Origin of the sequence: Providencia sp. PROV116, assembly GCF_028482485.1 — a bacterium.
GTDB classification, from domain to species: Bacteria; Pseudomonadota; Gammaproteobacteria; order Enterobacterales; family Enterobacteriaceae; genus Providencia; species Providencia rettgeri.
The window spans coordinates 81,503-94,357 of the sequence record NZ_JAMPQO010000010.1 but is presented as its reverse complement, the minus strand read 5'-3'; the positions used below and the strand labels follow the sequence as shown (position 1 = coordinate 94,357).

Annotated in this window: 12 protein-coding genes; all 12 read right to left on the bottom strand. The window is 40.5% G+C overall.

Annotated elements, in window-relative coordinates:
- Positions 1-2 precede the first annotated feature (2 nt).
- Entirely contained in the window at positions 3-2,036 is a 2,034-nt protein-coding gene (locus tag PSE72_RS07535) for a TonB-dependent copper receptor (protein ID WP_198641421.1), read from the bottom strand.
- A gap of 179 nt (positions 2,037-2,215) precedes the next feature.
- Positions 2,216-2,548: a DUF2946 domain-containing protein gene (locus PSE72_RS07530; protein ID WP_371021336.1), complete on the bottom strand. Its 333-nt coding sequence runs from the start codon at positions 2,546-2,548 to the stop codon at positions 2,216-2,218.
- Between the two features lie 407 nt (positions 2,549-2,955).
- Positions 2,956-3,987: a phosphotriesterase family protein gene (locus PSE72_RS07525; RefSeq protein ID WP_004913332.1), complete on the bottom strand. Its 1,032-nt coding sequence runs from the start codon at positions 3,985-3,987 to the stop codon at positions 2,956-2,958.
- Between the two features lies 1 nt (position 3,988).
- The gene (locus tag PSE72_RS07520) at positions 3,989-4,954 is read right to left on the bottom strand and encodes a DMT family transporter (protein ID WP_198641420.1); all 966 of its coding nucleotides are present in this window, start codon (positions 4,952-4,954) and stop codon (positions 3,989-3,991) included.
- 119 nt (positions 4,955-5,073) lie between these two features.
- Positions 5,074-5,811, bottom strand: coding sequence for a glutamine amidotransferase (locus PSE72_RS07515; protein ID WP_213942539.1), 738 nt, complete (start codon positions 5,809-5,811; stop codon positions 5,074-5,076).
- A gap of 26 nt (positions 5,812-5,837) precedes the next feature.
- Positions 5,838-7,058, bottom strand: a complete 1,221-nt coding sequence (locus PSE72_RS07510; RefSeq protein WP_272690941.1) for a PfkB family carbohydrate kinase — start codon at positions 7,056-7,058, stop codon at positions 5,838-5,840.
- Between the two features lie 652 nt (positions 7,059-7,710).
- On the bottom strand, positions 7,711-8,784 hold the full coding sequence (locus PSE72_RS07505; RefSeq protein WP_115166852.1) for a cytochrome c-type biogenesis protein CcmH: 1,074 nt from the start codon (positions 8,782-8,784) through the stop codon (positions 7,711-7,713).
- Positions 8,781-9,338, bottom strand: a complete 558-nt coding sequence (dsbE, locus tag PSE72_RS07500; protein WP_004262204.1) for a thiol:disulfide interchange protein DsbE — start codon at positions 9,336-9,338, stop codon at positions 8,781-8,783. Before dsbE ends, PSE72_RS07505 begins: the two co-directional genes overlap by 4 nt.
- Positions 9,335-11,266: a heme lyase CcmF/NrfE family subunit gene (locus PSE72_RS07495; protein WP_115166850.1), complete on the bottom strand. Its 1,932-nt coding sequence runs from the start codon at positions 11,264-11,266 to the stop codon at positions 9,335-9,337. Before PSE72_RS07495 ends, dsbE begins: the two co-directional genes overlap by 4 nt.
- Positions 11,263-11,754 (bottom strand): cytochrome c maturation protein CcmE, encoded by a 492-nt coding sequence (gene ccmE / locus PSE72_RS07490; RefSeq protein WP_004913345.1) that lies wholly within the window; start codon positions 11,752-11,754, stop codon positions 11,263-11,265. The genes PSE72_RS07495 and ccmE overlap by 4 nt, the downstream gene beginning before the upstream one ends.
- Positions 11,751-11,963 (bottom strand): heme exporter protein CcmD, encoded by a 213-nt coding sequence (ccmD, locus tag PSE72_RS07485; RefSeq protein WP_272690940.1) that lies wholly within the window; start codon positions 11,961-11,963, stop codon positions 11,751-11,753. Before ccmD ends, ccmE begins: the two co-directional genes overlap by 4 nt.
- The gene (locus PSE72_RS07480; RefSeq protein ID WP_004913347.1) at positions 11,960-12,700 is read right to left on the bottom strand and encodes a heme ABC transporter permease; all 741 of its coding nucleotides are present in this window, start codon (positions 12,698-12,700) and stop codon (positions 11,960-11,962) included. The genes ccmD and PSE72_RS07480 overlap by 4 nt, the downstream gene beginning before the upstream one ends.
- Positions 12,701-12,855 lie beyond the last annotated feature (155 nt).

Sequence of the window (12,855 nt, the reverse complement as noted above, 5' to 3'; positions counted from 1 at the left end):
AATTAAAATGTCACATTAATTTTTGCCCAGAAATTTCTTCCTGGTTCATTTACTGGCACATTGGATGAATAACCAAAACCGCTATTTCCAGCTAAGTTAAGGTGCTCACTGTAGGTTTTGTCGAACAGGTTATCAACGCCTGCGCTTAACTTCATGTTTTCATTAATTGTATATGCTGTATTTAATGAAAAAATCGTAAAACCTGCACTTTTACTAAAGTCTTTACCCACCACATTACCATCGTTTATAGCAACGCGATTTTGGCGGCTAACAACGCGTACTAAACCTGTCGTGGTCCAATCGCCTTTTTCCCATGATAAGCCAAAACGGCTTTCCAACGGTGGCATCTGCGGTAATGCCTTTCCATCTGTGCGATTTTCTCCCCACGAATAAGCCAGGCTTGCATCTGCTTTCCATTCATCACTGAGTTTTTGTGCTACACCGAGCTCGCCCCCCATGATTAACGCATTCACATTTTCAACCTGACTCATTCTTGGGTTTGTTGCGCTATAGCGGAAGAGAATAAAGTCATCAACATGCCCCACATAAGCAGAAACCCAGGCATTGGTATCTTCATGACTATATTTAGCACCAATATCTAACTGAGTCGTTTTTTCTGTTTTTAGCTTATCAAACACATTATTGCTACCATCTGGGCCGAGTTTAGGCGAGAACAGCTCCCAATAATCCGGAAAGCGTTCGGTATAGCCGACACCTGCATATAGCATAATAGGCGTGCCAGATAATGAATGCTCATAACGCGCAAAGCCCGCTGGCATCACCGTATTACGCCCTGAAGAACCTACTTCTGTATTATTTTCAACTATCACGCGATCTAAACGAGCTCCACTGACCACTTTGCCTTGTTCAGTCGCATGCCAAGTTAATTCACTAAAAACACCATAGTCTTGGAATTGTGCATCTTTTTTCCAGCTATTATTATTGTTTTTACGATGTTTATTAGTCTGCATGTCAGCCCCTGCACGCAGTTCATAATCTTTCCACAACCATGTTCCCATGGTACGGCCACCCATGGTTTCGCGATCAACACGCATTTTCATTGGCATATTCATCATACCGTGGCCTCCATGCCCCATATGGCCACCGCTCATTCCACCGCCTAATGGAGAGCGAAGCGAGTAGTTATCCATAATATGGTCGGCATAATTGTAGTAAATATTAGCCTCAATTTTATCAAATACCTCGCCGATATTACTCTTTTCAAAGCGCAAGCCTAAGCTTTCGCGTTTAAATTGAGACCCATCCATTCCTCTCCCCGCATAGCGAGCTTCCCCATCACCTTTACCGGCGGTCAGTTCTAATAATGTGTATTCATCAGGCGTCCAGCCAACAGCAATATCTGCATTCCACTTATCCCACTTCGAAGGAACCTTATCACCATTGCCATCTTTATAATCATTTGAACGTGATTTATTACCAATGACACGAATATACCCCGTTTCATTACCTAAACTGATATCTGCATTGCCATCCCAACGCTCATTAGATGCTGTTAAGGCACTTGCGTTGCCTTTAATACCCGCTTCAGTAAATAGCGGCTTTTCGCGCTCAAAACGGATTGTTCCAGCAGAATTTCCTGGCCCCCATAAAACAGTTTGCGGGCCTTTAATCATATTCAGTACATCAAAGTTTTCAGGTGAAATATAAGAAGTCGGCGCATCCATACGAGAAGGACACGCACCTAACATTTCACTATCATTAGTTAAAATACGCAAACGAGAGCCGAACATGCCACGAAAAACCGGATCACCGTTAGTTCCACCATTACGTATTTGTGAAAAACCAGGAATGGTTTTGAGGTAATCAGAACCATCACTTGCAGGGACTGGCTGCCTTGGTGTCTTTGGCGACGTGGTGATTGTTAATGGCGAATCAACAGGCGCCGTCACAATCATTACTGAGTTTTCAGAAATAGGGCTTTGATTAACTTCATTTTTCGCTAATGTTGATGCCGTAAAAATCGCACTAATTACCAGTGTCGCAATAGGAGCCACTTTAAAAACGTGTGTATTCATTTTTCACCTGTTTCTTAGAAAAGGAAGATGCTACCTTCATCTTTTAGGCTGCAAACACATTTCAGCTCCCACAGATAAATTGCTTAATAAGCAAAGAAATTCAAGGCGAGCGAACGCGTTTTGCCCAGTGAAGGCAAAATAGCAATAAATTGATTTGTAATATTTACAATGCTAAGACATCAGGAAATAGGCGGGGCTCGAGCAAGGTGTAATGACCATGGTCTAAATAACCAAATGTGAACACTACGTTCAAAAGGAATAAATAGTGCCAGTGTCGCTAATTGCCGAATAACTACGGCAATAAATAAGATAAGAAATGGGAAGTGGATCAATAATTGGCAGTAACCACATGCAATGTCTTCCATCGGAGATTGCCCAATCCCCGTCATTAACATGTGATTCATTGGTGCAGAAACGTCACAATTTTCAGGCATCAGCATACCTTGATGCGAGTGCATCGAATGGCCTGCCATTGATGAATGCTCAATTGTACTATTAGGGTTAGTGCTCACGCAGTGTTCCATCAGCCTCATCGATTTAGAGAACAATGGAGCGATAAACAGCATAACCACAGCCAATAGTGCAAGATAGGCAGCAAATTGTCTGATTGAAGTGCGCAGGTGCAACGTTTTTCCGTCATCTGAGTACGAATTTATAGCGCAGAATTGTATCTTATTTAGATACCCATTGTTATTGATATTTACCGAAAATGTTAATTTAAGATGAACTTTATTGATAAAATTGATTATCTATCATCAATACAAACCCATTGAAAAATCAATCAATTGACTGATTTATAGTATTAGGTACATTTCTCTAAGTCAGCAAACTGTTTTAAAGGCGCCATAAAAAAGTAGCAACCACAAGTGATTGCTACTAATTTTCCATCCAAAGAATTCTAAAAATAACAAAGGGTATTCTATGCTAATAAGTTTGCAGGGTTATCAATACAAAGGCGGTTAATCATCGATTTATCCACCCCTTTTTTGGCCAATAACGAGAGAAAAACATTGGGTACAAACCCCCAGCCATTACCCCCATTTTTTGCCCACATTTGTTTGAGAAAAACATCATGACTCAACACGATTTGTGCCCCATACCCCATCTCAATCAGTTTACAAACCGCATCCGCAGTTTCTGTTACTGTTGGTGCAACACCTTCTTTTGGAAATGAAATATCTAGACCAATCATGTCAAACTCAAGCCAAACACCTCTATCAAGCATACGGCGTTGATAGTCAAAATCTTTACCTGACGGGTCTGAGTGTGCCAATGAAATTTTAGCGGGATTAACACCCATTTCTTTGATTAAAATATCGAGAACCTCATCTCCTCGACGTTGCCAACCAGGCATATGAATATTCATTGAAACATGGTCATTAGCCAGTTGCGCTACTGATGCCGCTCTTAGGCTATTCTTTTCACCATCAGTAAAAAAAGGAGATACCCCGATTTCACCAATCATTCCTGCACAAATATCCGTTCCATCAATGCCTACATTGAGCTCATCATCAATCATTTTAGCCATAGCATCGATATCATTGACTAACCGGTCTCCTTCAAACTTTTCAATATACAGGCCAGAAGAAGCAACCACATTAATACCCGTTTTAATGGCAACTTCGCGCAATTGATGTACATCACGGCCAATCGCTTTGGAACCTGTAGCATCTACCAATGTTTTACCACCAAGTTCCTTAAAATTATTGACTTCATAAATCACATCTTCGATTGGCTTTTTATCCATATTGTCACAGCAGCAATATGGGTCGTGCTTCAGTCCCCATTGAATATCAGCACTGACTTTTTTATCAACCAACACATGTGAGAAGTCATAAAATGGCTCATCGACAACCGTTGATAAATCATTAAACAGATGTTCATGTGGTAATGTCAGTCCCATATCTTCTTTTTTAACGGGCCCTGTCACCGTTTGGATATAACCTTTCATTTTATACTCCTGCGGCTTTTGTCGCTTTGGCTTCTCTAAACTCAGGAATGGTCGTAATAATTGCGCCGACTAAAGCAAATACTGTTCCAATAATAGTCACTAAGTACACGGTATTGCCCAAAGACGGTAGCAATAAGTCAATCAGTACCGAACCCAATAACTGCCCTGCCGTTGAAGCAACACCGAGCATCAACAAACCTAAGCCGCGGACTAAGATTGCCATTAATGCAATGGACATTAAACCTAACGGGCCACCTAGGTACATCCACCAAACACCCGGTAAATCTAAAGTGAGATGACCTAATGCCATACGGATCACGAGAGCTATCGTCAGTACGGTAAAACCAACAATAAAGTTCCACGTAATAGAAACCATCATTGAACCTGTTGCTTCTGCAACTTTTGAGTTACCTGCGGGTTGCCACCCTGCTAACAAGCCAGCTAAAAAAGGCAAAATAGCTAAATAAATGGCAGAACTTGAATGCCACTGTGGTGAAACCACAAACAACGTCGCGACAACCGCAAAAATGGCACCTAATACACGAAAGGTAGTGAATGGTTTTTTCTCATCGATACCAATACCAAAACGGTCACACAGCAAGCCTGATAATAATAGTGCAGAAATCAATGCAGTTTGGAAAGTTGCGATACCTAATGCACTCGCGGATGCGCCTTCAGAAAACACCACCATCGCACCGCACAGGCCTGCAAACCAATTCCACAATGGAATTTTTTTATTTTTAATTAAGCTAGGAATTGCTGCAAATTGTTGTCTGGTTTGTTTCTTCGCAATAATGATAAAAAACATCACCACCAAACCACTGGCAAATGAAATAACGGCGCTCGCATTTCCATCTTTTAATACATCACCCAGCTGCCCATTCACTGCGGATTGCATTGGCGATAACATACCGGCTAATACCGTCGCTATCATTAAAAAAGGGGTAGAATAATTTTTAACACTCATAAAATATTCCTTTTGGATTTTTGACTATGAGTCATTATTTTTTGTAATCGGCTTACAAGGTGCTGAATTAACTCAGCACCCATTTTCTTTATTTTGATTTTTTACTTTTAAAGAATTAATTAACGAGCGATTTGCTTAAGAATATTTACCCACATATCTGAATAATGCTCCCAAGCCATAAACTCACGACTTCCCCAGTGTGGCGAGCAGTCACTCATAAAACAGCCTGTTTTTCCTTTGTCATATTCACCGAATACCAATAATGGGTCTTCACCAATATTTAAAACAACTTGTGTATTTTCTTTAGCAGCAACTTTGTTATAACCTAAAAACATTGGCCAATTACCAAAGTTTTTAATTGATTCATGGCCTATATTAGCGGGTGTTGCAAAAACTCCCTCAGGGGTTTCAACGCGGTCGTCACCATCTAACATTTCAACCGGTAATACATCGGCTAATAATGTATTTTTATAATTAGCTTTGGCTTCAATTCCCATAAATGACAAGTAACCACCGATCATTAATAAACCACCACCTTGGCTAACATATTGTTTAATTAATCCAAGTGCGTTAGGTAATACTTTCATATTATAGAAAGTGTCATTTTGTAATAAGAAAGTATTGGCACCGATATCGCTAATAACGACAACATCGTACTTTTCTAATTCCTCTACGGTTTTAGGGAATGTCATTTGCACGGTATGTGCAGGCATATAATCAATTTCAACGCCTTTATTTCTTAAACATTCTAATAAGAAAGTTGCACCTTCTTCATATTTACTTGAAGTAAAGCTGTCATAACCTTTAGTGTGGATCATATGGATATGCCATGATTCACCAATAAATAGAATTTTCATTTTTTTCCTCTTTTCAGAATATTAATTTATTCAGGGGATTGAGTCACAACCTGAGAATAGGTTGTTTGATTAATACGATGCATAACATTTATATCTTCAGGCATTTCTGAAGCATTACTTGTTTCAACAGCAAGGGATGAAAACGCCGATGCATAGCGCAAGGCGTAAGAAAACTGTTTACCTTTCGCCAAAGATGCAGCAAGAGCCCCATTGAATGCATCGCCGGCACCCGCCGTATTCTTAACAACAGCAGTGTAAGCCGGGGAATAAATGAACTTATTACCATCAAATGCAATAGAGCCTTTGCTTCCGAGTGTAATAACTACTTTTTTTACACCTTTGTGATAGATAACTTCAGCCGCTTTTTTAGCACTTTCTAAATCAATAACATTAATATTAGAAAGCAGACTTGCTTCAGTTTCGTTAGGGGTTAAAATATCAATCTTTTCAATTAATTCATTAACGATGTCGTTATACGGCGCAGGATTTAAAATAATTGGAATCTTATATTCATTACCAATCTCAATAATTTCCTTTAACGCTTCAATATTCGTTTCTAACTGAAGAAGAATAATATTTGAGTTTACAATTTTATCTTTTTGAATCTTCACTTCGTCAGCAGTAATATCCATATTAGAACCTGGGTATATTGAAATAATATTTTCACCACTATTTTCAGATACAAATATAGATGCTGTACCCGTTTGATATTTTTCAGTTTGGTATATGGTCGAAGTTTTAATTTTAGATGACGATATGAAGTTTATTGCATATTCACTAAATTGATCTGTTCCTATCTTCGTAATAAAGTGGACAGGTGAATCTGAATAACTCGCTGCGAATGCTTGGTTACACCCTTTACCACCAGGAGAAAAAATAAATTTATTTGATAATAATGATTCGCCTGCCTCTGGTAACCGAGGTAAGTAACTAATCATATCTACGTTAAATGAACCTAATACACATACTTTACCTAACACGGCATCATCCTTATCTGTTCTTTCATTAAAACTTTCATTGCACTCAAGAAATTGAATTATTTCTTTTTTAGCAACTTTATCTAGTGTTTCAAATTCGATGTATGCGCCACCATGGCAACGGCTAATAATTCCTTTTTTTGCTAAAGAGTTTAAATCTGCTCTAATGGTTTCTTTAGTGACATTAAGTTCTTTCGATAAAACAGAAACTTTGGCTGATCCAGTATTTTTTAAAATATTAATTATTTTCTTATGTCGTTCTGCTTTCATGCCATTTTACCTCATGGCATTTACTCTAATTTATACCTTGTTACATTAATGTGATTGTACTCATAGGTTCTCCCTGCAAAGCAAAAAAAAGCAAAAAGCATAAAAGTAAAAACAAAAAAAACCAAAAAAGAATAACTAAAGGTAAATCTTCTATTATTATCAAAATAATATAAGAATTGATTAGTTTACTTTATGGAATTTAGACTAAGAGGGAAGTACATAAGTAAATATAATAATTCGGATTATTTATTATATATTTCATAAATATAAAAACTTTAAAATAAAACAAAGTTAAATTAATAAGTTATATTTATAGCTTCATTAATTAAATAAGATAAAATAACCCTGATTAATCGTTATAATCTATTATGGGTAAAATAATGATAGGTTGAGAGAAGGATCACAATTTGAGTAAATGGATTATTCACCAGATAAATAAAAGGGAGCGGTTGCTCCCTTTTTAGACTTGCTGCCAAACATAATAGGTTTGGCAGCAAGTCTAATTGGTTTTGAAAATACATTAGGAAAATCAACTCATTGATTTTCGGCTGATAACACAAAGCGGGAAAAACCACGCTTTTATCCCGCTTTGTCAACAACCTCAAAAGGGAGCAGTTGCTCCCTTTTGGTCATAGTAATTGACTGCCGTTAACTATTCCGCTTTCGCTGGCAACCCTTTCTTTTCGTGTACCATCATCAGTGCTTGTTCAACACTGCGCTCGATGATAGGGCGACGTTGGTCATTCTCTGGCAATAGTTTTAACATCATTTGCCAAGCAGAAATGGCTTCAGCGTAGCGTTCTTGCTCAAACGCATTGAATGCAAAAATGCTCAACGCTTTCACATTGGTACGGTCTTCTGCAATCAGCTTTTTAAGTAGTTCCGCACCTTGATGGTTATCTTCTGGGTCAGAAGAGCGCGTCAAAACTTCCGCATAGCCAATCACTACATTTTCATTTTTAGGTGCTAGGCGATAAGCACGGCCATAGGCATCGGTTGCCATGGTCGCATTCCCCAACACCATACCAATACGGCCTAGCATTTCCCACGCTTCTACATTTTGCGGGTCTTCTTGAAGGCGAGTACGTAGACCTAAGGCGAGGTGTTCCATTTCCGCATTATTAAGTGGCGGCTCTGACGGGTCTAGCGCTCTATCTAGCAAGGCCGGAGCTTGTTGATAGGCATTATTCCAATCCGCCACTTTCTCGTAGCTACCTACCTGATAATAAGCACCACCCGCAACACCTAATGCAATGATAAAACCGGGTAAATAAACCCAATTGCTAGTGCGAGAGGCCTCAGGTAATGATTCTTCATCACCCTGCTCAACCTGTTTTAATCTAACGCGTTTTTTAGAACGGGCAAAAATGATCCAACCGCCTACCGCTATCGCAACAAACGGTAATCCCCACAGCATAACCGTTAGCGGTGTCAGCGGTGGGTTATAAGTGACGAAGTAACCATAACGGGCAACCATGTAATCAACAATTTCATCACGGTTCTTGCCTTCTTTCATTAACTCATACACTTTTTGGCGCAAGTCCAGTGCAATCATTGAGTTAGAATCTGCAATGCTGTTGTTTTGGCATTTAGGACAGCGCAGTTCCTCGGTTAATTTACGGAATTGCTGCTCTTGTTGTTCATTATCGAAAGTAAAGACTTCTGTCGATGCATATGTCACCGTTGCACTTAACGTTAACATCAATAAACCCAGTAAATACCTCATTGGTTCGCCTCCTGATTATAGCGCTCCCAAAGGGGTTTAAACTCTTTTTCCCAAACGCGCTCGTCCATTGCCCCTGCGTGACGATAACGGATCACACCATTACCATCAATTAAGAACGTTTCAGGTGCCCCATATACCCCTAGGTCAAGGCCTAACATCCCTTCACCATCAAATAAGCTTAAGGCATAAGGGTTGCCCAACTCACGCAACCACACAATGGCTTTATCCCGTTTATCTTTATAGTTCAACCCAACCACACGAACACCCTGTGCAGACAACTTATTCAAATATTGATGTTCTGCTCGGCATGTTGGGCACCATGTTGCCCAAACATTCAATAAGATAGGTTGCCCTTGTGTTAATACATCAGATTCGTAGTGCTGCCCCGGGTTTTCTAATGACTCAAGACGAAAAACAGGCACTGGCTTACCAATTAAAGCAGATTCTAATAAACGAGGGTCATCCCCTTCTGCATTACGCATCAATTGCCATAACAGAACCGCGGCAATTCCTGCAAAAATAATAAAAGGAATTAAGAAGACTTTGCGGTTCATGCTGTTTCCCCTTGTAATTTACGACGACGATAACGTGGGTCAAACAAGCAGAATAACGCACCAATAGCCATTAATACGCCACCAGACCAGATCCAACGAACAAACGGTTTATAATACAAGCGCATAGTCCATGTATCTTTAGCAATTTCCTCACCCAATGCAGCATATAAATCGCGAGTAAAACCACCATCTATCGCCGCTTCAGTCATAACAGCTCGACTAACACTATAAAAACGTTTTTCTGGCATTAAAACACCGATGACTTTGTCTTTTTCCTTCACTGAAATACTGCCAATGACACCTTGGTAGTTAGGGCCATCAGCTTCTCGTACTCCATTAAATACAAAGGTATAAGCACGAATTGAAATGCTATCACCCGGCTTCATTTTCACGTCACGCTCAATACTGTAATTTTGGCTAAAGGCAATACCGACGATAGTTACCGCCAAACCTAAGTGCGCCAGTACCATTCCCCAGTAACTTGGTGTGAGCTTGATTTTCTTACTGATGCGGACTCGCATTTCTGCGAAGGCAAGAATAGCAATCCAGCACGCCATGATTAAGCCGACAACCGTTAGGGCTTCTACCCTATCTTCCATCAATAATGGCAGAGCAAATGAGAGAATAACGGTTAAAACAGTTGCAATGATTAATAACTTTTTAATCGCCGCAGGGCGGTCACGCCCCCAACGTACGAGTGGCCCAATTCCCAGTAACAAGGCAAATGGCACCATCAACGCGATAAACATGGTATTAAAGAACGGTTCACCAATGGAAATCGTACCTAGACCAATTTGTTTATGAACCAACGGTAGCAAAGTACCGAGTAACACGACTAACATCGCGGCTGTTAGGATAACGTTATTGCCCAATAACATGGATTCACGGGACCATAGCGCATTGTTAACTCTTGAGCGTACTTTGTGCCCACGCAGTGCAAACACTAATAAAGAGCCGCCAATCACTAACACCATGAAGGCTAAGATGAATAACCCTCGAGATGGGTCTGAGGCGAAGGCGTGTACGGAAACCAGTACCCCCGAGCGGACTAAGAAAGTCCCGAGCAAACACAATGAGAAAGCAAAAATCGACAATAATAGTGACCATGCTTTAAAAGTGGCTCGCTGCTCAGTCACGGAGAGTGAGTGGATCAATGCTGTTCCCACTAACCATGGCATAAAGGAAGCATTTTCCACCGGGTCCCAGAACCACCAGCCCCCCCAACCTAATTCATAATAAGCCCATGCGGAACCTAACATGATCCCTAGCGTTAAAAAGAACCATGCTGCCATCGTCCAAGGGCGAGCAAAACGCGTGAAAGAGCTATCTAACCGGCCACTTAACAATGCAGCAATCGCAAAGGCGAATGCCACTGAAAAACCGACATATCCCATGTATAACAATGGTGGGTGGAAAATCAGCCCTGGATCTTGCAGTAATGGATTGAGGTCACGCCCTTCAATCGGAAAGGCGGGTAGCGTGCGCGAAAACGGATTTGAAGTGAAGATGATAAACAGCAAAAAACCAACGCTAACCATCCCCATAACAGCTAAAACACGAGCAACAATGTCGAGAGGCATGCGATAACTGCAAATTGCCACCGCAAATGTCCAGCCACTCATTAATAATACCCAAAGTAATAATGAGCCTTCGTGAGCTCCCCATGTTGCCGCAACACGATACCAAATAGGTAATTGCGTATTAGAGTTATTGGCAACATAAGTGACTGAGAAATCATTAACAACAAAGGCATTCACTAATACTAGGAATGCCCCTGTTACACAAAGAAAAAGTAACCATGCTAATGGACGTGATGATGCCATTAAGCGTGCATCATTGCGCGCCACTCCCCATAGCGGGTAGAAAGACAGCAAAACGGCAAGACCTAATGCCAAGCACAGTAAAACGCTACCAATTTCAGGGATCATGATGCATTGTCCTTATAGGCAGCAGCTGGCCTGCGATGGTTTTCTTGCATCGCTTTTTCAACCTCTGGTGGCGTATAGTTTTCATCATGTTTCGCAAGCACTTCTTTCGCTAAAATATGATTATTCTCTTGTAATTCCCCTTGAACAACGACACCTTGCCCTTCTTTGAATAAGTCGGGCAAAATTCCATGATAACTTACGTTAACCTCACCTTCGGCATCATAAACAGTGAAAGTGATATTGACAGCGTTAGAGACAGGGTCAGAATCACGTACTACACTACCTGGCATGACCATGCCACCGACACGTAAGCGTTGTCCAACTTCAGGGATTTGCTGAGTTTCTCGCTTACCATAAATGATTTCACCGGGGGTATAAAACAAGTCAATACTTGAGCGTAATGCATAGAGAATTAATGCGAGGGTTAGCCCCACACCAACCAATATGGAACAGATCAGCCAAAGTCGGTTACGACGACGAATATTCACACTCCCTCCCTATGCGCTCTTGCTGCTTTTTGCCTGACTTCACGAGCTTGCTGTTGAATAATTGCATTTATTATCATTTTTCTTTGTATATACGTATGCAAACAGAGTAACAAAATAGGTATTAATGTCAGCGCAACCGCCAGCCATACATAAAAACCATAGCCGCCCATCGCCCAAAATTCACTCCAAGATGCAAATGCGCTAGTCATGATTGACGTCCTTTTTTATTCACAATATCTAATACCCATGGACGGTTACGTTCTAACATCAATAATTGGCTACGTAAACGGATTAACGTTAATGAGATAAAAAGAAATAGGTAACCAAGGATGGCTAAACGAAGTGGTGTACGCATAGCAGGGTTGATGCTTTCTTGCATGCGAGTCGAAGGTTGGTGCAAGGTTTGCCACCATTCAACTGAATAATGAATGATAGGTAAGTTAATCACACCAATTAATACTAAAATTGCAGCGGCCTTTCCTGCGGTGCGACGGTCATCAAACGCATGCCATAAAGCAATAATCCCCACATACAGAAAAAATAGAATTAATTCAGAGGTTAAACGTGCATCCCATACCCACCATGCACCCCACATTGGTTTACCCCATGTCGCACCTGTAACTAATGCAATAAAGGTAAATACCGCCCCTATTGGTGCCATCGCCGCTATCGCCAATTCCGAGACTTTCATTTGCCAGACTAGCCCAACAAAAGCAGTAATGGCCATCGTGGCATAAATTCCCATCGACCACATTGCGGCAGGAACATGAATATACATAATACGATAGCTTTGGCTTTGAACTTTATCGGTTGGCGCAAAACCAAATCCCCAAATCCATCCCACCGCTAAACAAATTACACTCAATATAATAAACCACGGTATTAGACGCCCACATAACCGATAAAGGTTGACTGGGATGGCTAGTTGATGAAGCTTTTTCCACATAGTTTAATTACCCTGATTTATTATATTGTTAGTAAATGCTGCGTGACAGCATCATACAATACACATTAAAAAAGCAAATATATTGATTTAACACAAATATAACTTAGGCTGATCATACTCAAACGCATAACCAGCCTATTTATTGATCATTACTT